General features: G+C 63.0%; 24 protein-coding genes and 1 pseudogene. 20 read left to right on the top strand and 5 right to left on the bottom strand.

The window, feature by feature from the left end; genetic code table 11:
* Window positions 1-123: 123 nt before the first annotated feature.
* The 7 genes from ccoO to ccoS all read left to right on the top strand — a co-directional run bounded on the left by ccoO (window position 124) and on the right by ccoS (window position 6,326).
* Window positions 124-882 (top strand): cytochrome-c oxidase, cbb3-type subunit II, encoded by a 759-nt coding sequence (gene ccoO / locus Q1V51_RS07490; RefSeq protein ID WP_300554830.1) that lies wholly within the window; start codon window positions 124-126, stop codon window positions 880-882.
* A 4-nt stretch (window positions 883-886) separates the two neighbouring features.
* A complete protein-coding gene (locus Q1V51_RS07495) occupies window positions 887-1,063 on the top strand; it encodes a cbb3-type cytochrome c oxidase subunit 3 (protein ID WP_300554833.1) in 177 nt (58 codons plus the stop codon).
* A 4-nt stretch (window positions 1,064-1,067) separates the two neighbouring features.
* The gene (gene ccoP, locus Q1V51_RS07500; RefSeq protein ID WP_300554836.1) at window positions 1,068-1,979 is read left to right on the top strand and encodes a cytochrome-c oxidase, cbb3-type subunit III; all 912 of its coding nucleotides are present in this window, start codon (window positions 1,068-1,070) and stop codon (window positions 1,977-1,979) included.
* Between the two features lie 66 nt (window positions 1,980-2,045).
* Window positions 2,046-3,509: a cytochrome c oxidase accessory protein CcoG gene (ccoG, locus tag Q1V51_RS07505; RefSeq protein ID WP_300554838.1), complete on the top strand. Its 1,464-nt coding sequence runs from the start codon at window positions 2,046-2,048 to the stop codon at window positions 3,507-3,509.
* Window positions 3,509-3,967 (top strand): FixH family protein, encoded by a 459-nt coding sequence (locus Q1V51_RS07510; protein ID WP_300554841.1) that lies wholly within the window; start codon window positions 3,509-3,511, stop codon window positions 3,965-3,967. The genes ccoG and Q1V51_RS07510 overlap by 1 nt, the downstream gene beginning before the upstream one ends.
* Complete coding sequence (locus Q1V51_RS07515; RefSeq protein WP_300554844.1) at window positions 3,964-6,150, top strand: heavy metal translocating P-type ATPase; 2,187 nt, start codon at window positions 3,964-3,966, stop codon at window positions 6,148-6,150. Before Q1V51_RS07510 ends, Q1V51_RS07515 begins: the two co-directional genes overlap by 4 nt.
* Window positions 6,150-6,326, top strand: a complete 177-nt coding sequence (gene ccoS, locus Q1V51_RS07520) for a cbb3-type cytochrome oxidase assembly protein CcoS (protein ID WP_300554846.1) — start codon at window positions 6,150-6,152, stop codon at window positions 6,324-6,326. Before Q1V51_RS07515 ends, ccoS begins: the two co-directional genes overlap by 1 nt.
* A 90-nt stretch (window positions 6,327-6,416) precedes the next feature.
* Here ccoS and Q1V51_RS07525 read toward each other — a convergent pair whose 3' ends face one another.
* Entirely contained in the window at window positions 6,417-7,169 is a 753-nt protein-coding gene (locus Q1V51_RS07525; protein WP_300554848.1) for a DUF2189 domain-containing protein, read from the bottom strand.
* 116 nt (window positions 7,170-7,285) lie between these two features.
* On the opposite strand from Q1V51_RS07525, the gene Q1V51_RS07530 reads away from it, so the two are divergent.
* The 3 genes from Q1V51_RS07530 to Q1V51_RS07540 all read left to right on the top strand — a co-directional run bounded on the left by Q1V51_RS07530 (window position 7,286) and on the right by Q1V51_RS07540 (window position 9,830).
* Window positions 7,286-7,987, top strand: a complete 702-nt coding sequence (locus Q1V51_RS07530) for a sulfite exporter TauE/SafE family protein (RefSeq protein ID WP_300554850.1) — start codon at window positions 7,286-7,288, stop codon at window positions 7,985-7,987.
* Window positions 7,988-8,095: 108 nt separating this feature from the next.
* Window positions 8,096-9,154, top strand: coding sequence for an isoaspartyl peptidase/L-asparaginase family protein (locus Q1V51_RS07535; RefSeq protein ID WP_300554852.1), 1,059 nt, complete (start codon window positions 8,096-8,098; stop codon window positions 9,152-9,154).
* On the top strand, window positions 9,144-9,830 hold the full coding sequence (locus Q1V51_RS07540) for a TIGR02466 family protein (protein WP_300554855.1): 687 nt from the start codon (window positions 9,144-9,146) through the stop codon (window positions 9,828-9,830). The genes Q1V51_RS07535 and Q1V51_RS07540 overlap by 11 nt, the downstream gene beginning before the upstream one ends.
* 12 nt (window positions 9,831-9,842) lie before the next feature.
* Here Q1V51_RS07540 and Q1V51_RS07545 read toward each other — a convergent pair whose 3' ends face one another.
* The gene (locus Q1V51_RS07545) at window positions 9,843-10,754 is read right to left on the bottom strand and encodes a LysR family transcriptional regulator (protein ID WP_300554858.1); all 912 of its coding nucleotides are present in this window, start codon (window positions 10,752-10,754) and stop codon (window positions 9,843-9,845) included.
* 107 nt (window positions 10,755-10,861) lie between these two features.
* Here Q1V51_RS07545 and Q1V51_RS07550 point away from each other — a divergent pair, with 107 nt between their 5' ends.
* From Q1V51_RS07550 to Q1V51_RS07560, 3 genes are all read left to right on the top strand, one after another.
* Window positions 10,862-11,326, top strand: coding sequence for a hypothetical protein (locus Q1V51_RS07550; RefSeq protein ID WP_300554861.1), 465 nt, complete (start codon window positions 10,862-10,864; stop codon window positions 11,324-11,326).
* 137 nt (window positions 11,327-11,463) lie between these two features.
* A complete protein-coding gene (locus tag Q1V51_RS07555) occupies window positions 11,464-12,114 on the top strand; it encodes a carbonic anhydrase (protein WP_300554863.1) in 651 nt (216 codons plus the stop codon).
* Between the two features lie 61 nt (window positions 12,115-12,175).
* A complete protein-coding gene (locus Q1V51_RS07560; RefSeq protein WP_300554866.1) occupies window positions 12,176-13,189 on the top strand; it encodes a fumarylacetoacetate hydrolase family protein in 1,014 nt (337 codons plus the stop codon).
* A gap of 199 nt (window positions 13,190-13,388) precedes the next feature.
* On the opposite strand, the gene hspQ is transcribed toward Q1V51_RS07560, so the two are convergent.
* A complete protein-coding gene (gene hspQ, locus Q1V51_RS07565) occupies window positions 13,389-13,724 on the bottom strand; it encodes a heat shock protein HspQ (protein ID WP_366522720.1) in 336 nt (111 codons plus the stop codon).
* A 222-nt stretch (window positions 13,725-13,946) separates the two neighbouring features.
* Here hspQ and Q1V51_RS07570 point away from each other — a divergent pair, with 222 nt between their 5' ends.
* Both Q1V51_RS07570 and Q1V51_RS07575 read left to right on the top strand, forming a co-directional pair.
* Window positions 13,947-15,056 (top strand): Ppx/GppA phosphatase family protein, encoded by a 1,110-nt coding sequence (locus tag Q1V51_RS07570; RefSeq protein WP_300554872.1) that lies wholly within the window; start codon window positions 13,947-13,949, stop codon window positions 15,054-15,056.
* Entirely contained in the window at window positions 15,053-15,805 is a 753-nt protein-coding gene (locus Q1V51_RS07575; RefSeq protein ID WP_300554874.1) for an RlmE family RNA methyltransferase, read from the top strand. Before Q1V51_RS07570 ends, Q1V51_RS07575 begins: the two co-directional genes overlap by 4 nt.
* On the opposite strand, the gene Q1V51_RS07580 is transcribed toward Q1V51_RS07575, so the two are convergent.
* The gene (locus Q1V51_RS07580) at window positions 15,802-16,215 is read right to left on the bottom strand and encodes a biopolymer transporter ExbD (RefSeq protein ID WP_300554876.1); all 414 of its coding nucleotides are present in this window, start codon (window positions 16,213-16,215) and stop codon (window positions 15,802-15,804) included. The genes Q1V51_RS07575 and Q1V51_RS07580 overlap by 4 nt on opposite strands.
* Window positions 16,216-16,393: 178 nt before the next feature.
* Here Q1V51_RS07580 and guaB point away from each other — a divergent pair, with 178 nt between their 5' ends.
* The 4 genes from guaB (at window position 16,394) to Q1V51_RS07600 (ending at window position 20,181) form a co-directional block, all read left to right on the top strand.
* A complete protein-coding gene (gene guaB / locus Q1V51_RS07585) occupies window positions 16,394-17,863 on the top strand; it encodes an IMP dehydrogenase (RefSeq protein ID WP_300554879.1) in 1,470 nt (489 codons plus the stop codon).
* Between the two features lie 94 nt (window positions 17,864-17,957).
* Window positions 17,958-18,374, top strand: coding sequence for an MAPEG family protein (locus tag Q1V51_RS07590; RefSeq protein WP_300554882.1), 417 nt, complete (start codon window positions 17,958-17,960; stop codon window positions 18,372-18,374).
* Complete coding sequence (locus Q1V51_RS07595) at window positions 18,371-18,736, top strand: DUF3088 family protein (RefSeq protein ID WP_300554885.1); 366 nt, start codon at window positions 18,371-18,373, stop codon at window positions 18,734-18,736. Before Q1V51_RS07590 ends, Q1V51_RS07595 begins: the two co-directional genes overlap by 4 nt.
* Before the next feature lie 131 nt (window positions 18,737-18,867).
* Window positions 18,868-20,181 (top strand): RsmB/NOP family class I SAM-dependent RNA methyltransferase, encoded by a 1,314-nt coding sequence (locus Q1V51_RS07600; protein ID WP_300554888.1) that lies wholly within the window; start codon window positions 18,868-18,870, stop codon window positions 20,179-20,181.
* Here Q1V51_RS07600 and Q1V51_RS07605 read toward each other — a convergent pair.
* Window positions 20,178-20,777, bottom strand: a complete 600-nt coding sequence (locus tag Q1V51_RS07605) for a YceI family protein (protein ID WP_300554890.1) — start codon at window positions 20,775-20,777, stop codon at window positions 20,178-20,180. The two genes, Q1V51_RS07600 and Q1V51_RS07605, sit on opposite strands and share 4 nt — an antisense overlap.
* Window positions 20,778-20,914: 137 nt before the next feature.
* Here Q1V51_RS07605 and Q1V51_RS13465 point away from each other — a divergent pair.
* Window positions 20,915-21,082: pseudogene (locus tag Q1V51_RS13465) on the top strand (GMP synthase (glutamine-hydrolyzing)); the annotation flags it as partial.

The following is a 21,082-nucleotide window of genomic DNA, read 5'->3' on the forward strand; positions in this document are numbered from 1 at the left end:
CGCTCTACCTCGTGGGTGCACTCATCATGATCTACAACGTCTATCGCACCATCAAAGATGATGTGACGGAAGCCGACGAGGCTGTCGTGCCTCAGCCGGCACTTGCGGAATAGGGGGGCGGACATGTCTGCGAAAGAAGGCTTCTGGAGCCGTTTCCACAAGGAGTTCATGGAGAAGAATTCGCGTCTTCTCTCCGTTGCGGTGCTGGCCGTTGTTTCGGTCGGCGGAATCGTCGAGATCGCGCCGCTCTTCTATCTGGACTCAACCATCGAGGAAGTAGAGGGCATGCGCCCCTACACCCCGCTGGAGCAGCTTGGCCGGGACATCTATATCCGCGAGGGGTGCTATAACTGCCACTCGCAGATGATCCGCCCGCTACGCGACGAGGTCGAGCGTTATGGCCACTACTCGCTGGCGGCCGAGAGCATGTATGACCACCCCTTCCAGTGGGGCTCCAAGCGGACCGGCCCGGATCTGGCCCGGGTTGGCGGCAAGTATTCCGACGAATGGCACCGTGATCACATGCGGGCACCGACCTCGGTCGTGCCGGAATCGATCATGCCGCCATATCCCTTCCTCGAGACCTCGGAGCTGGCCTACACCAATATCGCGGCTAATCTGCGAGCCCTGAGCCGGGTCGGGGTCCCCTATGAGGAGACCCATCTGGAGAATGCTGTGTCTGACGTGCGTACGCAGCTGGACCCGTTTGCTGACGATTATGACGGCTTCCAGGCCCGCTATCCGGGTGCTGTGATGCGGGACTTCGACGGCAATCCGGATGCCGTAACCGAACTCGACGCGTTGATCGCCTATCTGCAGGTGCTCGGCACGATGGTGGACTTCTCCACCTATGAGGCGGAAGCGGACGAGAATCTGAGGTAGCGCGATGTATGAGATCCTTTCCAGTTTCGCGCAGACGTGGGGCCTTTTGCTCTTCGTCATGCTTTTCCTCGGCGCTCTGGCTTACGCGCTCTGGCCTAAAAACCAGGACCGTTTCGACAAGGCCGCGCATGCGCCGCTGAACGAATCCGATACGCCGCTTGATGCGGCACAGGGGGACTGAGGTCATGTCCGACAAGAACGAAATCGATCGTGACGACCATACCGGTACGGAAACGACCGGTCATGAATGGGACGGTATCAAGGAGCTCGATACGCCCCTGCCGCGTTGGTGGCTGTATATCTTCTACGCCACCGTCGTCTGGGCCATCGTCTACATGGTCTTCATGCCGGCTATTCCGGGACTCCCGGGCATGGCCGCAGACGGCGATCATACCCGCGGCCTGCGCAATCACTCCGAGCGGGTAAATGTCGTCGCCGCACTGGAAGCTCTCGAAGCTTCCCGTGAGGCGGGCTATGCCGCGCTGGACGGGGCGAGTATCAGCGAGATCGAGAATGATCCCCAGCTGCTGCAGTTTGTCACCGCAGCCGGTGATGCGGCCTTTGGCGATAATTGCGCCACCTGCCACGGGGCCGGCGGTCAGGGCTTTGTGGGCTATCCCAACCTGAATGACGATGTCTGGCTCTGGGGCGGGTCCTATGACGCCATTCGTGAGACGCTGCTCTACGGCATCCGTGCCGAACACGACATGACGCGCTTCTCGCAAATGCCGGCTTATGGCCGCGATGAGTTGCTGACGACAGCTGAGATCGAGGCTGTGGCGGACCATGTCCTGAGCCTGTCCGGACAAGGTGAAGGCAATGCCCAGGGCGCACAGATCTACGCCCAGCAATGTGTCACCTGCCACATGGAGGATGGTCGCGGTGATCGCCTGCAGGGTGCGCCGAACCTGACCGACCGCGAATGGCTCTACGGCTCCAGCCGTGACCAGGTGATCAACTCGATCTATCGCGGTCCTTACGGTGTCATGCCGGCCTGGGAAGGCCGTCTCGATGACCGCACCATTGATGCGCTGGCTGCCTATGTCTTCCTGCTGGGCGGCGGCGAAGCTGCGACAGCTGGTCCCACGGGTCAGTAGGTCGCATAGTCTCTGTAAAAAAATCCGGGTCTAACAACTGCCATGACTGATACACAGAAGCCCAGCATGGCAGCGCCCGGTGTCCAGCAATTCGATGCTGAGGCTGTCAATGCTGCTGAAACGCGCGAGCTGTACCAGAAGCGCCAGCAGATTTATCCCAAGCTGGCGCACGGCAAGTTCCGGTTCTTCAAATGGGCGATGATGGCCATCGCCCTCGGTGTCTATTACCTGCTTCCCTTCGTTCGCTGGGAGCGAGGCGAGGGCATGCCGGACCAGGCGGTGCTGGTCGATTTTGCCAATAGCCGCTTCTACTTCTTCTTCATCGAGATCTGGCCCAACGAGATCTACTACATCACCGGGCTGTTGATCCTGGCCTCCTTCGGCCTGTTCCTCGCAACCGCGCTCTTCGGCCGCGTCTGGTGCGGCTATGCCTGTCCGCAAACGGTGTGGACCGATCTCTTCATCATGGTCGAGCGTTTCTTCGAGGGCGACCGCAATGCCCGTATGCGCCTGGACAAGGCCAAGTGGAGCTTCGACAAGGCCTGGCGCAAGATCTCCAAGCACGCCGTCTGGCTGATTATCGCGGCCGCGACGGGTGGCGCCTGGATTCTCTACTTCCATGACGCGTTTGACCTGCTGGAGAATTTCTTCACCGGGCAGGCGGCGCTGTCTTCCTATCTCTTCGCCGGCGTCCTGACCTTCACGACCTACACGCTCGCCGGCACGATGCGCGAACAAGTCTGCATTTATATGTGCCCCTGGCCGCGTATCCAGGGCGCGATGACGGATCGAGAAGCGCTCAACGTCACCTATCGCTTTGACCGCGGCGAGCCGCGTGGCCGGCACAAGAAGGGCGAGAGCTGGGACGAACGCGGCGATTGTATCGATTGCAAGCAATGCGTCGCGGTCTGTCCTATGGGCATTGATATCCGCGACGGTTCGCAGCTGGAATGCATCCAGTGCGCTCTGTGTATCGATGCCTGTGACGACATCATGAAGAAGATCGAGCGACCGACCGGTCTCATCACCTATGAGACTGACGATAATGTCGATCGCTATGCCGCTGGCGAAAAACCGCGCTATCGCTTTATCCGGCCGCGGACCCTGGTTTATGCCGGGGCCTTCGCGATCGTTGCCCTGTTCATGCTGGGCGCACTGGTCACGCGCGAGGAGTTGCAGCTCAACGCGCAGCGTGATCGCAATCCCAATTATGTCCAGTTGTCGGACGGTTCGGTCCGGAACGGGTATAATCTCAAGGTCGTCAACAAGGCGGGCGAACCGCGCGAGCTTGAATTGACCCTGGAAGGCGCTGATCCGGCCATGCAGGTCCGCGTGCTGGGCGCGGCTGCCGACACCCCAATGCGCCTGCCGGTCGGAGCAGATCAGACGCAGGATTTCATTCTCTATCTGACCCTGCCGGCAGATGCGATTGACAGTCAGCGGGAGGAGTTCGTCTTCCGCGTAACCGATCCGGTCACCGGGGAAACCGCAACGACGCGGTCGGTGCTGGTAACAGGGGTAAATCCGTAATGGCCTGGTTCCGTCCTCTTCGCGGCTGGCATGTGCTGGTCATGATCCTGCTCTTCTTCGGCGTGACGATCGGCGTCAACGCGACCTTCATCACCCTGGCTGTGCGGACGCACCCCGGTGAGGACGTACCGCGCTCCTACATGCAGGGCGTAAATTACAACGACACGCTCGAGCGCCGCCGCGAGCAGGCCGCTCTGGGCTGGTCAGCCCGTTTCAACACCGTTGATGGCGCGCTTCTGGTCGAGGTCCTCGACCGCTCCGGCGCGGCCGTGACCGAGCTGTCTCTGGAAGGTCTGATTGCTCATCCCACCGATTCGACCCGCGACTGCGCCGTGGTGTTCACCGAGACCCGGCCCGGCGTCTATGCCGCTGACATGCCGTGTGAAGCGGATGCCGGCTGGAGCCTGCGGGCGCGCAATGCCGGTGAGCGGCCGTTTGAGTTCGTGAGCGAGCTGTGACTGCCATCGACGCCACACACACCGCCTACATGCCGTCTTCACATGCCGATCCGACGGCTTTTGTGCGGCGTGCCGACGGGCTTTGCGAGCTGGACCTGATGGTCAGCGGGGCCAGCTGTGCGGCGTGTATTGCCCGGATCGAGACAGGCTTGCGGGAAGATGAGCGAGTTGAGAACGCACGCCTGAACCTGTCGACCGGCCGCCTGGCCCTGACCTGGCGCGGTGAAGCCGAGGCGGCGCGTGAGTTGATCAACAAGCTCGGCGCCATCGGCTATCCGGCCACACCCTATGAGCCGGAGGCGGACAGTGATCCGCAGATGGTCGAGGAAAAGCGCCTGTTGCGCGCCATGGCGGTCGCGGGCTTTGCCATGGCCAATGTGATGTTGCTCTCGGTCGCTGTCTGGTCGGGGGTGGGGGAAATGAGTGCGGCGATGGAATCGCTCATGCACCGGATCTCCGCCCTGATCGTACTGCCCGCTGCGGCCTATGCCGGTCAGCCATTTTTCCGCTCGGCCTGGCAGGCGTTGAAGCATCGGCACGTCAATATGGATGTCCCGATCTCGCTGGCCGTTTTCCTAGCCTGCGGCCTGTCGGTCTACGAGACCTTCATTGGTCATGGCGACACGTATTACGACGCCGCGGTGATGTTGCTCTTCTTCCTCCTGATCGGTCGTTTTCTCGACATGCGGTTGCGGGCGAAGGCCAGCCAGGCGGCGCGGGGACTGGCCGCTATGCAGGCTGCCAGTGCCAACCGGGTTTTGCCGGACGGCCGGATTGAAGCCATCCCGGCGCGCGAGGTCGTGGCCGGCGATCACCTTCTGCTCGCAGCTGGCGACCGGGTCCCGGTCGATGCTCGCGTTGTGGAAGGCGAGGGCGAACTCGATGGCTCCCTTGTCACCGGGGAGACAGCTCCGGTCGCGGCGACGCCAGGTGCGCGCCTGTTCTCCGGCATGCTCAATCTCGATGCCAAGCTCGTGGTCGAAGCCATCGCTGATCGCGATAACTCGCTCCTGTCGGAGATCACGCGTCTGGTCGAAGCGGGCGAGCAGTCGCGCTCGCGCTATGTGCGTCTCGCGGACCGCGCTGCCAAACTCTACGTCCCCATTGTCCATAGCCTGGCGGCCCTGACCCTGGTCGGCTGGTTGCTGATCCTGGGAGAACCGCGCCCGGCCATCATCAACGCCATTGCTGTCCTGATCATTACCTGCCCCTGCGCGCTCGCCCTGGCGGTGCCGGCGGTTCAGGTCGTGGCCTCCGGGCGGCTCTATCGGGACGGCGTTCTGGTCAAATCAGGTGATGCGCTGGAGCGAATGGCCAATATCGACACCATCGTGTTCGACAAGACGGGGACCCTGACAGAAGGTCGCCCCCGCCTGGTCGATGCCGGGGAGATTTCGTCGGAAGCGCTGGATCTTGCGGCGCGCCTCGCCCGGACCAGCCGTCACCCGCTGTCCCGCGCAGTCGCCGATGCCGCCGGCATGGGGGAAACCGCAGACCGGGTCACAGAGACGCCGGGGGGCGGGCTTCAGGGCCAGGTCGATGGCGTATCGGTACGTTTCGGTTCAGCGCGCTGGCTGGGGCTGGAAAGTGGTGCTGACCCGCACTCGGAAGCCTGGCTCTGGGTCGACGGCCAGGAGCCGGTTCGTTTCCGCTTCGAGGACCAGTTGCGTGCCGAGGCCCGGCGCACGGTAAAAGCCTTCAAGCAGCGTGGCTGCCGGGTGATCCTGTTGTCTGGTGATCGCAAGATCCCGGTTGATCACATTGCCGGACAGCTGGGTATTGAACTCGCATTCTCCGAGCTCAAGCCACAGGACAAGATCGCCAAGCTCCAGGACATGAAGGCCGATGGCCTCAAGGTCTGCATGGTCGGTGATGGCATTAATGACGCTCCGGCGCTGGCCGCCGCCGATGTATCGATCTCCATGGCGTCTGCTGCCGAGATTTCTCAGGCGGCTTCCGACTTCGTCCTGCAGGGCGATCGGCTGGACAAGGCGGTGACGGCAGCGATCGTCTCGCGCGGTGCAAAGTCCCGGGTGATGGAGAATTTCGGTCTGGCGGTGGTCTATAATATGATCGCCGTACCGCTCGCGGTGGGGGGCTTTGTCACGCCCCTGATCGCTGCGATTGCCATGTCTGCGTCGTCCATCCTGGTGACGCTCAATGCCCTGAGGCTTGCTCGCTGATGTCTATGTTGCTGTGGATGATCCCGATTGCCCTGATGATGGGATTTCTCGGCCTGGTCGGTTTCATGTGGAGCCTGAAGTCAGGCCAGTATGACGACCTTGACGGGGCGGCACAGCGCATCCTGATGGATGATGATGCCCCGCTCGGGGAAGCCAAGCCGCAGGCCGACGAATAGCCGGCGTCCACCGCTTTTCGGGTCAATTGATCCGATTAGTCGGTCCTTGCCCGGGCCGGCAATTTCTTCGCCGGCCCGTCTTGCCCCTGGCTAGTTCGACGGTCGCGGATCGAAATCCTTGTAGGCATGCCAGCTGGCATGCGCGATCCAGGGAAAGGCCAGCGCGAGGCCGACAATGAAGAGTGCGCTACCGGCAATAACCCAGAAGGCAATCAGCCAAGCCCAGGTGATCATCACGAAGGGTTGGCTGAACACCGCACGGATCGAGGCGATCAGTGCAGTGATGGCGTCAACATCCTGATCGACGAGCATGGGGAAGGTCAGCACTGAGATCGAGAAGGCGACCGACGCCAGAAAGGCGCCTACCAACGTGCCGACAATCAGCAATGTCAGGCCCGCCGGCTCGGTCAGCATGTAGCCGATGAAGGGGCCCAGCTCGAAGGGCCCTGCCGGGACAATGCCGATATAGAGGAATTGTGCCGAGCGGAACCAGATCATCAGCAAGAGCGCCAGCAGGACGCTCATGAAGCCGATCTGGGTAAGACGTGCCGGGTAGCGCGTAATCATGATGCGGAATCGGGGCTTCTCGCCACGCTCCATGGCCCGGCTGACCTGGTAGATGCCGATGGCCAGAGCCGGGGCGACCAGGGCAAACCCGGACATGGCGACCGGAATGCTGGAGGTCTGTCCGATCGCCCATAGACCGACCACGATGGCCAAGCCTGCGCCGACAAAAATCAAGCCGTAGAGTACCGACACCTGTGGGGCGCGGACGAAATCTTCCCAGCCGGCCTTGAGCCAGCTCCAGGGCGCATCGCGCCGGACTTTATTGAGCGTAACCATGATCTTCCTCCCCGTGCATATTCACCTGACAAGCCTTTGATGGCTTTGCGGCATTACGCCACACAGTTTTTAGGGTGATTTGCGGGTTATGTCTCACTCCGGATACGGGGAGAGCCATGGAAATTTCGCCTTTCACATTACTGGGCGGCCTGTTGGCCGGTTTCGCGTCCTCGCTGCACTGTGCCGGGATGTGTTCAGGTATTTCCGCCAGCCTGATGTTCACCCTGGCTCCCGATGACCGACAGGCGCAGCGCCACGTGATCCTTCAGGCCCAGCTTGGGCGGATCGCCGCCTATGTCGCGGCCGGGGTCGTTCTGGCGAGCGCCGGAAGTTCACTCTATTTCGCGGCCGACCGGGCCATCATGTTCGATCTGATGCGTTGGGCTGCAGCCTTCACGCTGCTCTATATCGGCTTTTCCGTTGCCGGTTGGGCGCCAGCCTTGGCCGGGCTTGACCGGGCCGGCAGTGCCGTCCTGCGACGACTGCCGCTGCATGGCGGTGCCCGCATCAGTGCGGCAAGCCCGTTTCTCGCCGGCTTTGTCTGGGGATTTCTGCCCTGCGGAATGGTCTATGCCGCATTGCTCTACGCCATGCTCTCCGGGTCGCCGCTGGCGGGCGGGATGATCATGGCCGGCTTTGGCCTGGGCACTCTGCCGGCGGTGCTTGCCAGCGCGATGGGCGCGCGTCAGCTGCTCGCCTGGTCGCATGACCCGAAACTGCGCACGCTGGTTGGGCTGTCGATCGCAGGGCTGGCTTTTGCTTCCGCGGCGCTGCCTTGGAAGGCGATTGCCGCGCTGTGCGGCTTCCCGGTGGAATAGTCTCGGTCCGCGCACGTTTCGGGTTTGCTGGCAGTCGCAAGCGCCCGACACCCTTGCTCTTGCCGAGAACTCCGCCAAACTCCGTGTCGAGTTTTGGGGAGATCGGATATGCGCAAATTCCTTCTTGCTGCGGCCACGGCCGCGCTTCTGGCGACGCCTGCCACACAGGCTCAGGACGGTCCCGAATGGGCGCTCGTCGTGCATGGCGGGGCTGGGGTGATCGAACGCGGGGCGATGACGCCGGAAACCGAAGCGGCCTACCGCGCCTCCATGCAGGCGGCGCTGGATCGGGGTGAGGCCGTGCTCTCCGCTGGTGGCCGCGCGCTTGATGCAATCGAAGCCGTTATCCAGGAGATGGAAGACGACCCGCTCTACAATGCTGGGCGTGGTGCTGTTTTTACGGCCGCCGGAACCAATGAGCTCGATGCCTCGATCATGGATGGGGCGACCCTGAACGCCGGTGCCGTGGCCGGGGTCACTCAGGTCCGTCACCCGATCACGCTAGCGCGGGCCGTGATGGAGGAGAGCCGTCACGTCATGCTGCAAGGCGAGGGCGCCGAGACCTTTGCCAGTGAACAGGAGCTGGAAATGGTTCCAGGGTCCTACTTCTTCACGGAACGCCGTTGGGCGGCACTGGAACGCTCGCTCGGCCGGCTGGGTCTGGAGATCCCGCCGCGCCCGGAAGGGGCGCCGGATCCCGAGCCGGTCGACCATGGCATGCTCGACCGCGATGCGCGTGAGCACCGTTTCGGAACCGTGGGCGTCGTCGCACTGGACAGTGATGGCAACATCGCTGCGGGCACCTCGACCGGCGGCACGACAGCGAAACGCTGGGGCCGGGTCGGAGACAGCCCGATTATCGGTGCCGGCACCTATGCCAATAATGAGAGCTGCGGCGTCTCCGCGACCGGCACGGGCGAGTATTTCATCCGCCTGACCATTGCCAGCCGGATCTGCGCCCTGGTCGAGTTCGAGGGACTGAGCCTGCAGGAAGCCTCTGATCAGGTGATCATCGAGGAGCTCACCGAGCTGGGCGGAGACGGCGGCATTGTGGCTCTGGCTCCGGATGGACAGATCGCCTGGAGCTTCAACACGCCGGGCATGTATCGCGCCAAGGCCAACTCCGAAGGCCTCAACGTAGTCGGGATTTACGGCGATGAAGATTAGTGCAGGCCAGGCCCCGCAGGGCGTAGAGGGACTCGAGCACTCTGCCTTCTTCGCAACTCCGGTGATGGAAGCGACCTTATCCGGAGCCGATCAGCTTTGTGCGGCTTTGCGTGAGGTGATCAGCGCCAAACGAGCCGCCGATCCCGGTATCGGCCGGTCCAATATCGGCGGCTGGCATTCCGATACGGAGATGACCCGCTGGGGCGGTCCTGCCGCGCAGGATCTGGGGCGGCGGACTTTGGAGCTTTGTCTCTCCCACACCAGCGATTCCGGCACTGAACGCGGGCGTCCGCGTTATCAGATGATGATGGAGATGTGGGCCAATGTGTCCCCGCCCGGAGCGTCCAACCAGCTGCATGCCCATCCGGGATCGTTCTGGTCAGCTGTCTTCTATGTCGATGATGGCGGTGCGCCGGAAGAGAACCAGCTGATCTTGCAGGACCCGCGATTTCCGACTCCACAGATGGCTGCGCCGTCACTGGTGTATGTCGATGGCGACCGGCAGCCCATGGTGAGCCAGGTTGCCATCACGCCGGCGCCTGGCAAGTTGGTCTGCTTCCCGTCCTGGCTGCTGCACTCGGTCCGCCCCAACAAGGGCGGGCAGGACCGGATTTCCATTGCGATGAATATCCTGGCGGTGGCCGGGCCTCCTCCGCAACAGCAGGCGCGCTGGTAGAACCAGGGCGGTTTAGCTCAGTACCGTCGGGGTGCCGCGCTCGAAGAAGGCCGCATCGCGCTTCATTGCGGCAATGATGTGATCGAAGGCGCCGCGAATACGGGCGCTCTTGCGCACGGTCTCGTGGGCGACGACCCAGAGATCGAGCGAGGTTTCGAACTCGGGCAGAAGCCGCACCATATTGTCGAGCTGTAGCGCCAGGCGGTGTGAGGTCACGCCGATGCCGAATCCGGCCTCGAGTCCTTTGGCATGGCTGGCCGGTGAATTGGCCTTGAAAGCGATATGCTTGGGCAAAACCGCACTGCCGGCCTCGGTGCTGGGCCAGCCGAAATAGCCGCCCTGGCTCCAGGCGACACAGGCATGATCGGCCAGATCCTCCACCCGTGACAGTGTTCCATGACGGTCGATATAGTCCTGCGACGCATAAAGACCGGCGCCAACCGTGGCGCCGCGGCGCCCGACCAGGCTTTGCTGGGTGCCCGGACCGTTCCAGCGCAGGGCGATATCGGCTTCCCGGTCGGCCAGATTGGCTGGATGGTTCTTGATGGTGATTTCGATGCCGATGCCGGGGTTGTCGCGTTGGAAGCCGGCGAGGGCACCGGGCAACCAGTCGGCACCAATCCCTTCCGAGGCCGATACGACAACCAGGCCGGAGAGGCTTTGATCCTGGGCGATGGCCGCGCGGTGAATGGCCGAGGCTTCATCGCGCATGCGCTGGGCATGGGCCGTGATCTTGTGCCCAAGCGGGGTCAGCTTGGACTGGCCGTTCTCGCGTTCAAACAAGGGTTCGGCCAGCCGGGCCTCCAGTGCCTGCAGGCGTCTCGAGATCGTCGGCTGGCTGACGCCGAGCTCCTGGGCTGCGGCTGTCAAACTCCCGGTTTCGGCCACCGTGAGGCAGACCAGATAGTCAGACCAATCATCCATGCAAATATGAATACAGAGAATAGCAAAATCGTCAATTCCATTCACATAACTTCGTTCTAAAACTAAACGCTGTTCACTTTTGTTATTCATCCCCCCAGGAGGGCGTCATGCTCCGTTCCATCATTTTCGCAAGCCTCGTCGCGGCCGGTTCGGCCTCGGTTGCTCATGCTCAATCCTGCGACGCAGAGCCGACCTTTGCCGCTCAGCGCGGCGCCGGTGGCCTCATCCGGGCACAATTGGGCGCCGTGTCGCGTGGTGAGTGGGCCCAGGCCATCCACTTCGGCGGTGAAGTCGTCGATTCCGGTGCCTCTCCGCGCCTCAAGGCCGTTGCCCTGAACAATGTCTGCATCGCCTACGCCGAGAGCGGTGAGTACGAAGCAGCGATCGCAGCTTGTAATGGTTCGCTCGAGCGCCGCGCCGGCAACTGGCACGCGCTTAACAACCGTGGCGCTGCTTACTGGCTTGCGGGCAATCGCGGTGCCGCGATCGCTGACTTTGCGGCCGCTGAAGAAGCCAAGTCCGGCGAAGAAGAAGTCGCTGCCAACATGGCGCTGGCCAGCTGCGCGTCCTGACCCTCACGCGCACGATCAGCCAAAAAGGCCGGGGCCCAACCCCCCCGGCCTTTTTTTTGTGCCTGCGGCTCGCAGCCGAAAACCATATTCGGACTAAGGACTTGAAACCGGACCCCGTGTGGGGGTATTCCGGTAGCATGATCGAAACCGAGTCCGATCTGGCACCCGATACGCTCACTGAAGGGTATCGGCGCTTCAAGTCCCGCCGCTTCCCGGCGGAGCATGATCTCTATGAGCAATTATCCAAGGGCCAGCAGCCGCACACGCTAGTGATTGCCTGTTCCGACAGCCGCGTCGACCCGGCGGTGATTTTCGACTGTGCCCCCGGTGAACTGTTCGTCGTTCGCAATGTCGCCAATCTGACGCCGGAATACTGCCCCGGAGGCGTGCATGGCGTCTCGGCGGCGCTGGAATACGCAGTCAAGGTTCTCAAGGTGAGGAGCGTCGTGGTCCTGGGGCATCGTGAATGCGGTGGCGTGCGGGCCTGCGCTCATGGTCTTGATGAGGCGCATAGTGAATTCCTCGGCCCTTGGCTCGAGGTGATGGTGCCGGCGCGCGAGGAAGCGATCGCCGGGATCAATGACGTCCGGGAAGCCCGGCTGTGTGAGCGCCTCGAACTGGTTTCGATTCATCGTTCCGTCGAGCGGTTGAAGGACTTCCCCTTCGTCGCCGAGGCGATCAAGGGCTATGGCCTTGAATTGCATGGCGCCCGCTTCGGTATCGCCACGGGCGAGCTGGAATGGATGCGCCCGGACGGCAGCTTCGAAACGCTTTCCGACAGACGCTGAGCTTGCCTCGCGGCGCGAGCGGCGTTAGCCAAGTCTTCCCGCCAACAGGAAGTTAGCAGACATGAAACTCGCATCTCTCAAGAACGGCCAGCGTGACGGCCGTCTCGTCGTTGTTTCCAAGGATCTGGCCTGGTTTGCCGATGCCACGCGCATCGCTGCAACCATGCAGGCGGCTCTGGACGACTGGGAGCGATGTGAGCCTGAATTGCGCTCGCTCTATGAAGAGCTCAATCGCGAGACCATCCCGCGCGAACGTTTCCACGAGCACGACGCCCTGTCGCCGCTGCCGCGCGCTTTCCAGTGGGCCGATGGTTCGGCCTACGTCAATCACGTCGAACTGGTGCGCAAGGCCCGCAATGCGGAAATGCCGGACAGTTTCTGGACCGACCCGCTGATGTATCAGGGCGGGTCCGATGCCTTCCTCGCCCCGCGGGACGATATCCCGCTCGGCGATGAGGCCTGGGGCTGCGACATGGAAGGCGAGGTCGCGGTGATCACCGGTGACGCGCCGATGGGCTGCACGGTGGAAGAGGCCCGTGACTCCATCCGGCTCATCATGCTGGTCAATGATGTCTCGCTGCGCGGCCTCATTCCGGCTGAGTTGGGCAAGGGCTTCGGTTTCTTCCAGTCCAAGCCGCCGAGCGCCTTCTCGCCGGTCGCGGTGACCCCGGATGAGCTTGGTGATGCCTGGGCCGACAACAAGGTCCACCTGCCGCTGATCGTGCACTATAACAACGAACCTTTCGGCGCTGCCGAGTGCGGCATCGACATGACCTTCGACTTCGCCCAGCTGGTCGCCCACCTGGCCAAGACCCGCCCGGTCACCGCCGGCACGGTGGTCGGCTCCGGCACCATCTCCAACAAGCTCGATGGCGGCCCCGGCAAGCCGATCTCCGAAGGCGGCGTGGGTTATTCCTGCATCGCGGAAATCCGCATGATCGAGACCATCGCCGACGGCAAGCCGTCGACGTCTTTCATGAAATTCGGTGACACGGTGAAGATCCAGATGAAGGATCGCGCGGGCAAATCGATCTTCGGCGCGATCGAGCAGACGGTCGTGAAATACGAAAAGTAATTAGGTTTGAATTTGAGCGCGCCCGGGCCGGCGACACCTGATGTCATCGGTTGCGAGCGCGCGAGCCGTGCCGCCCCACGCCCCCTCCCAGCCACACCAATAGGGTAGCCTCACGGGCGGCTGGGAGGGGGCATGGGGTCGTGCGGACTTCGGCGACGGGTCCGCGAAACTGGCGACGCGGCGAGGTCGCCGACTAAAATCAGTTCGCCAGGCCGCCATCACTGCGCAGCGGATATTTCACGCCGTCGAAACTCTCGAAGGTCTCATCGATCTGCGGGTGGCTCACAGGCCCGTTCTCCGCATCCGGCAGCAGGTTTTGCTCCGAAACGTAAGCGCCATAATAGCTGGTCTCATTCTCTGCCAGCAGGTGATAGAATGGCTGATCCTTGTGCGGACGGATATCTTCCGGGATGGCCTCGTACCATTCCTCGGTATTGGCAAATTCCGGATCGACATCGACCACCACGCCCCGGAAGGGGAAGAGGCGGTGACGGACCACGTCGCCGAGGGCGAATTTCGCTTGCCGGATATCCATAAGCATACTCTGACACGTCCTTGTTAATATTGCGTGCGGCGTTCGGTGTTGTTTCTACTGCAGCAACACCCGTTCGCTGCGCTGCGCGGTGCAATTGTATCCGCACCTCTCTTCCCTCACTGATTTGAGGAGAGTATCCTCACTTTCAAGACCATTTTCAGGCTGAACCGTGACGCGCCGCAGTTGATGTGCAGGCCGCGCCCGGACAGCGAGGATAAAATCATGGCGGAGCCATCCCCCCGCGATAGCGGGGGCCGGGAAGCCGCCGGACGCAGACGGAAGCGGCGGCGTGCGCCGCCTCCAGTGTACGGCGCGATCGATCTCGGCACCAATAACTGCCGGATGTTGCTGGCTCAGAAGAGCGGGCCCAGCTTCCGTGTGGTTGACGCATTCTCCCGCGTTGTCCGCCTCGGTGAGGGGCTGCACGCGACCGGCGCCCTGTCCGACTCGGCCATGGACCGTGCCGTGGAGGCGCTCAAGGTCTGCGCCGACAAGCTGGGTCGCCAGAATGTGGTCAAGCATCGCGCCATCGCCACCCAGGCCTGCCGACACGCCTCCAATGGCGAGGCATTCCTTGAGCGGGTTCGCACCGAGACCGGTATTGTCTTCGACCTGATCAGCCCGGAAGAAGAGGCGCGCCTGGCCGTGCATGGCTGTGTCGACCTGCTTGATCACGAGCGCGATGCGGCGCTGGTGATCGATATCGGCGGCGGCTCGACCGAGCTGTCCTGGGTGGATCTGGCCGAATGGCGCCGCCGCGGCGGGCCGGAAAGCGGCGGGCGGCCGCCAATGAAATCCTGGTCCTCCGCCCCGGTCGGGGTCGTGACCCTGTCCGAACGCTTCCCGGAGCGCGAGGACCGCGAAGCCTGGTATAACGAGATGAAGGCCTTCGCCTCGCGGCTTTTGAAAACGCCACGTGGGGCACGCTCCATGCGCCAGGTGTTTGAAGAGGGCCGGGCGCATCTGGTCGGCACCTCGGGCACGGTCACCTCCATGGCCGGCGTGCATCTCAACCTGCCGCGCTATGACCGCTCCAAGGTCGACGGGCTGTGGATGGGGTGTGACGAGGCGATTGCCGCCTGTGATCGCCTGAAATCGCTCGATGTCGCCGGCCGGGCCAAGGAGCCGACCATAGGCTCGGACCGGGCCGAGCTGGTGCTGGCGGGCTGCGCCATCTATGAAGCGGTGGCGGAGAAATGGCCGGCCGAGCGCCTGCGTGTCGGCGATCGCGGCCTGCGCGAGGGCATGTTGCTCAATCTGATGCGCAAACCGAAACGGCGCCGGAATCGGCGCAAGACCAGTTCCACGGGTGTTGAGGGCCAAGAGGCATGAGCGACGACGACAATAAGCCGGACGGCGAGGGTGAGGAGCCCAAGGGCGAGGACCGTCGGCGCCGTCGCTCCGGGCCTGTCACCAAGGGCGGTGACAAGCGCGCCGCCAAGCAGTTCCGCACCCGGGTGAAGACGGCCCGGGGCCGCAAACTGTCCTCGACCCGCTGGCTCGATCGCCAGCTCAACGATCCCTACGTCAGGAAAGCCCAGATGGAGGGCTATCGCTCGCGCGCGGCCTACAAGCTGATCGAGCTGGACGAGCGCTTCAAATTCCTGCGGCCGGGCCAGCGCGTCGTCGATCTCGGCTCCGCGCCGGGCGGTTGGGTGCAGGTAGCGCTGAAAAAGGGCGCCAGCGAAGTGGTCGGCATCGACCTTCTGGAGATCGACCCGATCGAGGGCGCGACCCTGTTTCAAAAGGACTTCACCGAGGACGACGCCCCGGACATGGTCAAATCCGCCATGGGCGGCCCGGCCGATGTCGTCCTGTCTGATCTCGCGCCCTGGACCACCGGGCACAAGAATACCGACCACCTGCGCATTGTCGGCCTGGTCGAAATGGCCGCCGAGTTTGCCTATGACACGCTCAAACCCGGCGGCACGTTTGTCGCCAAGGTCTTCCAGGGCGGCACCTCCGGCGAACTCCTCGACCAGCTCAAGGGCCGTTTTGCGAAGTGCCGCCACTTCAAGCCCGATGCGAGCCGGTCGGAGAGCGCGGAGACGTTCCTGGTGGCGACCGGGTTCAAGGGTTAGGGCACGGGCTGCACGCCATCGGTGCGGTTGAGGGCCACCGGGACGCCATTGGTCTGCATCTCGTCCCAGAGGCGCACGATGACGCCGTGATTGGCCTCATCATGCGCTTCGACCACAACGGCCGCATAGGGCTCCTCAGCTCGCAACCGGTTCACCGCTGAAATCACGCGCTCGATATCGGTCGGCACGGTGTTCACATAGATCCGGCTATTGGCCGTCACCTGAACCAGTATCGGCGCCGGGCAGCCATCACAGACTGGCCCGTCCGGCGGTGGCTGCATGTCGATGCCTTCCTCCCTCAGGAAGGTCGCGCTGACGATGAAGAAGATGAGCAGGATGAAGACGATGTCGAGCATCGGCGTCATGTTTGCGCTGGCGTTGTCCGTGCGCCGTTGATTGCGGTTGAACATTACAATTCCCCACGATTGCTAACGGGGAAACTACAAGCGAGGAGAATGGCCAAGTCGGGGTTGGATTGCGGCCGACACGAGACGTTTCGAGGGCGATTTACGCACCATCCCCACATCCCCGATTGACCTGCGCTGCCCGTCTGATATAGCGGCCCCGCAAGAGAGAAGGAGGTCTCCGATGGAGATTCGTGAAGGTCTGACCTTCGACGACGTGCTCTTGCAGCCCGGCCCGTCCGAAGTTCTTCCCGCTACTGCCAATGTGTCGACGCGCATCGCTGAAGATGTGTCGCTCAACATTCCCATGCTCGCCGCCGCCATGGACACCGTGTCCGAGGCGCACATGGCGATTGCCATGGCCCAGGCGGGCGGGATGGCGGTGATCCACCGCAATCTGACCATTGCCGAACAGGCCGAGGAAGTACGCCGCGTCAAGCGCTTCGAGAGCGGCATGGTGGTCAATCCGGTCACCATCGCCCCGACGGCGACGCTGGCCGAGCTCAAGGCATTGATGGCCGAGCACCGGATTTCCGGTATTCCGGTGGTTGAGGGCGCGACCAATGCCAAACCGGGCAAGCTGGTCGGCATCATTACCAACCGCGATGTCCGCTTTGCCGACGATCCCAATGAGAAGGTCGGCAATCTGATGACGCGCGAGGTTGTCACCGTGCCCGAGGGCGCGACCCAGGACGAAGCCCGCGCCAAGCTGCACAAACACCGCATCGAGCGCGTACTGGTGGTCGACAAGCAGGATCGCTGTATCGGCCTGATCACCGTCAAGGATATGGACAAGTCCCAGCAATATCCCAGCGCCGCCAAGGACAGTCAGGGCCGTCTACGCTGCGCCGCGGCGACCACAGTGGGCGATAGCGGTTTCGAGCGCGCGGAAGCGCTGATCGATGCCGGTGTCGACGTGGTGGTCATCGATACCGCGCACGGTCAGAGCCAGTCCGTGCTCGACCAGGTCACGCGGGTGAAGAAGTCGACCAATGCGGCCCGTATCGTGGCCGGCAATGTCGCCACCTATGACGGCGCCAAGGCGCTGATCGAGGCGGGCGCGGATTGCGTCAAGGTCGGCATCGGGCCGGGCTCGATCTGTACCACGCGTATCGTCGCCGGTGTCGGTGTGCCGCAATTGACCGCGATCATGGAAGCGCGTCGCGCCGCTGAAGGCACGGACGCTCACATCATCGCTGATGGCGGTATCAAATTCTCCGGTGACATGGCCAAGGCGATGGCGGCCGGCGCCCACGCGGTCATGGTCGGCTCTCTGCTGGCGGGCACGGAAGAAGCGCCGGGCGAGGTCTTCCTCTACCAGGGCCGGTCCTACAAATCCTATCGCGGCATGGGCTCGCTGGGTGCCATGGCGGCCGGATCTGCGGACCGTTACTTCCAGAAGGATACCGAGCGCATGAAGCTGGTGCCGGAAGGCATTGAAGGCCAGGTGCCGTTCAAGGGCCCGGTCGGCCCGATCCTCCACCAGATGGTCGGCGGTCTGCGCGCGGCCATGGGCTATACTGGCTCGGAAACCATCGCCGACCTGCACGAGCGGGCGCAGTTTGTGCGCATCACCAATGCCGGTCTGCGCGAAAGCCATGTGCACGACGTCAAGATCACGCGCGAAGCGCCGAACTATCCGACGACGAGCTAAATCGGCGTATCGCAGCCAGACGCCGATGTGTCTGGCTGCGGATTGCCGTGCGGATTAGCGTCCGTGCTCTCACATCAGTTTTGGAGCCAGATCCATGACCCACGCGCTTTTGACTCCGGTTTCCGTCTATGTCGCCTTTTGCTTTCTCATCATCGTCCTGATGGCGGTTGCGCGAGTGCGCGCGATCGCTTCGGGCGAGCTGAAGGGGCGCAAGATCAAGCTGGGTGAACGAAACTGGCCCGAGCGCGTCCAGCGGATCTCCAATGTGGCGCAGAACCAGTGGGAAACCCCGGTCCTGTTCTGGGCCGCAGCCGCGCTGGCCCTGATCCTGGACGTCCAGACGCCGCTCCTGATGGGCTTTGCCTGGCTGTTCGTGGTCGCTCGCATGCTCCACGCGGCGATCTATATCAGCGTCAACCACATCCTCGCGCGCTTTTTGAGCTTCGGCGTCAGCCTGGTGGCCATGGCCGGGATGTGGGTTGTGATCGCTCTGGAGACGTTTAGCGCATGATGCCAGAACAACCCGCCATCGAAACCGGCAAGGACCTGTTGTTTCTGCTCACCGGCCCCTGGGTCAATGAGGCGGGCGACCACCGACTGTGTGCCGATTGCTGCACGCTGGAAGGGGCGCTGCAGGTCAATCCGCACTGGGCCGAGGCGATCAGCCTGGTACGTGTCGATTATCCGCGCCCGCGGCCGGAGATCATCGCCCTGCTGGACGAAGATAACCAGAATGCGCCGACCCTGATCCTGGCTGCCGCAACGCAGGCGCATCAGCCGGTCGAAACGGTCAATAGCAAGCGCATCATGACCGATCCGGAAGCGATCTGCCGCCAGCTGGCGGCGGTTTATGGTGGCGCGGCGCCGGCGTAACGACAGTAATTATCTTCCCCTGCTAGCGGGGGAAGTGGCCGCGAAGCGGTCGAAGGGGGTAACTGATTTGCCCCCATCCCCTCGCATTCCCGGGACTTCCCCGTGAACGGGGGAAGATAGAGGTTGAGCATATGAGAGATGGCGGACGTATCGCAGCAGCGATCGAGATCCTGGAGACGCTGGAAACACAGCATCAGCCGGTCAAGGATGCCGTGCGGGACTGGGGCAAGGCGCATCGCTTTGCCGGGTCCGGTGACCGCGCCTGGATTGGCGGTCTGGTGCTCGACGCCCTGCGCCACAAACTCTCCGTCTCCCATGCCATGCAGGATGGCAGTGCCCGTTCGCTGGCGCTGGGTACGGCCGGCCGTGTCTGGGGCATGAGCGCGGACGAACTCGACGAGATTTTCGACGGTGACGAGCATGCACCGGAAAAGCTGAGCGAGGCTGAGCGCGAGGGCCTGGACCGGGACATTTCCGACGCCCCCATGCATGTCCGCGGCGACTTCCCGGAATGGCTGGAAGAGAGCCTGGTCCGGGCCTTCGGTGAGGCCGCCGCAGAAGAGGGGCGGCTGCTCTCTTCGCGCGCGCCGGTCGATCTGCGGGTAAATGAAGTCAAGACCGAGTTTGAGCGTGCCACCAAAGAGATGAAGTCCAAACTTAAAGCGGTACATGAATCTGATTTGACCAAGCTCGGCCTGCGAATTCCGCTGCGTGATCCGCGCGCCAAGTCGGCCGCTGCCGAGAGTATTCCGGCCTATGGCAAGGGCTGGGTCGAGGTCCAGGATATCGGCTCCCAGCTCGCCGCCCTGGCCGCGGCCCCGAAAATGGGCTCCCAGGTGCTCGATTATTGCGCCGGAGCGGGCGGCAAGACGCTGGCGCTCTCGGCCCTGCTTCACAATACTGGACAGGTCCATGCCTGGGACCTGGACTGGCGCCGCCTGCGCGCCATCTGGCCGCGCCTGAAGCGTGCTGATACGCGAAACGTGCAGGTCCATGATGGCAAGGAAAACGAGGCGTTAGGTGCGCTAGTTGATGCAATGGATGTAGTCTTTTGCGACGCGCCCTGCACCGGAACCGGCACCTGGCGCCGGCGTCCGGACGCCAAGTGGCGCCTCAAGCCGTCGGCGCTGGAAAAGCGCATGTCGGAGCAGGATACGGTGCTGGAGCGCGCCCAGCGTTACGTGAAGCCCGGTGGTCGTCTCGTCTATGTCACCTGCTCGGTTCTGCCGGAAGAGAACGGTGACCGCGTCGCGGCCTTCCTGGAGACGACCGAGGCGTTCAAACCGGTGCCGGCTCTGGACGTGCTCAAGGCGTCGGGCGGTCTGGCCGAGGGTGCGGAAGACAAGCTCGAAGCCTGCGCCACCGATCTCGGCGCGCTGCAGCTTTCACCGGGGCGCACGGATACGGACGGGTTCTATATCTGCGTGCTGGAGCGTTCCGCCTAGCGCGCAAACTCCAGCGTGAAGCTCACAGGCACGTCCGTGTCGATACTGTCCAGACCGGCCAGTTCGCGCAGCGTGTTGATGCCGTCGACAAGGCCAAGATCGGCCGCTTCAACCGTGACCGGCTCGACCGTGGTCACCCGGACCAGATTCTCACTTACCCGCATGACCTCGACCTGTGCACGCAGCTCGATACTCTGGCCGACCATCCCGAGTTGGAAGGGCAGGCTGATGGTGCGGCTGGCGCCAAGGGCGAGGCTCATGAACTGGCGCATCTCCAGCTGACCCGAGGCGGTCGCGACCGGGTATTGGGCGGTCTGGAAAAGATGTTCGGCCATGCGCTCATTGCGGATGTCGATGAAGCTCTCATGGGTGTCGAGCGCGATCTCGATGCTGAAGGCCCCGTCGGCGGCGATCTCGCCGGAGAGGCCCGGTATTTCGTGCTCTTCATCGATATCGCCCAGCTTGGTCGAAACGAAGCTCAGCATCGAGGCTTCGGTATTGACGCTCCAGTCCGATGCCGGTGCGTCATCGGCAGCCTGGGAACAGGCGGCCACAAGGCTCAGGGAAGCGAGAACTGGGATCAAAAGCGTGCGCATGAAGTCTCTCCGGTTGTCGCGAAGGACAATAAGCCGGGCGCTGGATATTTCCACTGCTCACGCTTTCAAAAAACGGCAAGCGGTCGTCAGGCGCAAACAGCACTGGAAATCCGGCCTGACTCGCGCTATCGGGCCCCATGACGACGCCAATCCACGAAAAACTTCTCATCATCGACTTCGGCAGCCAGGTGACCCAGCTCATCGCCCGGCGCGTCCGCGAGAGCGGCGTTTACTGCGAAGTCCATCCCTATAACCGCGCCGACAAGGCCTTTATCGACGGCTATGATCCCAAGGCGATCATCCTG

Origin of the sequence: Maricaulis sp., from assembly GCF_030149235.1 — a bacterium.
Classification (GTDB): Bacteria; Pseudomonadota; Alphaproteobacteria; order Caulobacterales; family Maricaulaceae; genus Maricaulis.

What these genes read in the sequence shown, in the direction of transcription:
- ccoO (WP_300554830.1), top strand. Translation starts at nt 124, where the DNA reads ATGTCTGCGAAAGAAGGCTTCTGGAGCCGTTTCCACAAGGAGTTCATG.
- Q1V51_RS07495 (WP_300554833.1), top strand. Translation starts at nt 887, where the DNA reads ATGTATGAGATCCTTTCCAGTTTCGCGCAGACGTGGGGCCTTTTGCTC.
- ccoP (WP_300554836.1), top strand. Translation starts at nt 1,068, where the DNA reads ATGTCCGACAAGAACGAAATCGATCGTGACGACCATACCGGTACGGAA.
- ccoG (WP_300554838.1), top strand. Translation starts at nt 2,046, where the DNA reads ATGGCAGCGCCCGGTGTCCAGCAATTCGATGCTGAGGCTGTCAATGCT.
- Q1V51_RS07510 (WP_300554841.1), top strand. Translation starts at nt 3,509, where the DNA reads ATGGCCTGGTTCCGTCCTCTTCGCGGCTGGCATGTGCTGGTCATGATC.
- ccoS (WP_300554846.1), top strand. Translation starts at nt 6,150, where the DNA reads ATGTCTATGTTGCTGTGGATGATCCCGATTGCCCTGATGATGGGATTT.
- Q1V51_RS07525 (WP_300554848.1), bottom strand. Translation starts at nt 7,169, where the DNA reads ATGGTTACGCTCAATAAAGTCCGGCGCGATGCGCCCTGGAGCTGGCTC.
- Q1V51_RS07530 (WP_300554850.1), top strand. Translation starts at nt 7,286, where the DNA reads ATGGAAATTTCGCCTTTCACATTACTGGGCGGCCTGTTGGCCGGTTTC.
- Q1V51_RS07535 (WP_300554852.1), top strand. Translation starts at nt 8,096, where the DNA reads ATGCGCAAATTCCTTCTTGCTGCGGCCACGGCCGCGCTTCTGGCGACG.
- Q1V51_RS07540 (WP_300554855.1), top strand. Translation starts at nt 9,144, where the DNA reads ATGAAGATTAGTGCAGGCCAGGCCCCGCAGGGCGTAGAGGGACTCGAG.
- Q1V51_RS07545 (WP_300554858.1), bottom strand. Translation starts at nt 10,754, where the DNA reads ATGGATGATTGGTCTGACTATCTGGTCTGCCTCACGGTGGCCGAAACC.
- Q1V51_RS07550 (WP_300554861.1), top strand. Translation starts at nt 10,862, where the DNA reads ATGCTCCGTTCCATCATTTTCGCAAGCCTCGTCGCGGCCGGTTCGGCC.
- Q1V51_RS07555 (WP_300554863.1), top strand. Translation starts at nt 11,464, where the DNA reads ATGATCGAAACCGAGTCCGATCTGGCACCCGATACGCTCACTGAAGGG.
- Q1V51_RS07560 (WP_300554866.1), top strand. Translation starts at nt 12,176, where the DNA reads ATGAAACTCGCATCTCTCAAGAACGGCCAGCGTGACGGCCGTCTCGTC.
- hspQ (WP_366522720.1), bottom strand. Translation starts at nt 13,724, where the DNA reads ATGGATATCCGGCAAGCGAAATTCGCCCTCGGCGACGTGGTCCGTCAC.
- Q1V51_RS07570 (WP_300554872.1), top strand. Translation starts at nt 13,947, where the DNA reads ATGGCGGAGCCATCCCCCCGCGATAGCGGGGGCCGGGAAGCCGCCGGA.
- Q1V51_RS07575 (WP_300554874.1), top strand. Translation starts at nt 15,053, where the DNA reads ATGAGCGACGACGACAATAAGCCGGACGGCGAGGGTGAGGAGCCCAAG.
- Q1V51_RS07580 (WP_300554876.1), bottom strand. Translation starts at nt 16,215, where the DNA reads ATGTTCAACCGCAATCAACGGCGCACGGACAACGCCAGCGCAAACATG.
- guaB (WP_300554879.1), top strand. Translation starts at nt 16,394, where the DNA reads ATGGAGATTCGTGAAGGTCTGACCTTCGACGACGTGCTCTTGCAGCCC.
- Q1V51_RS07590 (WP_300554882.1), top strand. Translation starts at nt 17,958, where the DNA reads ATGACCCACGCGCTTTTGACTCCGGTTTCCGTCTATGTCGCCTTTTGC.
- Q1V51_RS07595 (WP_300554885.1), top strand. Translation starts at nt 18,371, where the DNA reads ATGATGCCAGAACAACCCGCCATCGAAACCGGCAAGGACCTGTTGTTT.
- Q1V51_RS07600 (WP_300554888.1), top strand. Translation starts at nt 18,868, where the DNA reads ATGAGAGATGGCGGACGTATCGCAGCAGCGATCGAGATCCTGGAGACG.
- Q1V51_RS07605 (WP_300554890.1), bottom strand. Translation starts at nt 20,777, where the DNA reads ATGCGCACGCTTTTGATCCCAGTTCTCGCTTCCCTGAGCCTTGTGGCC.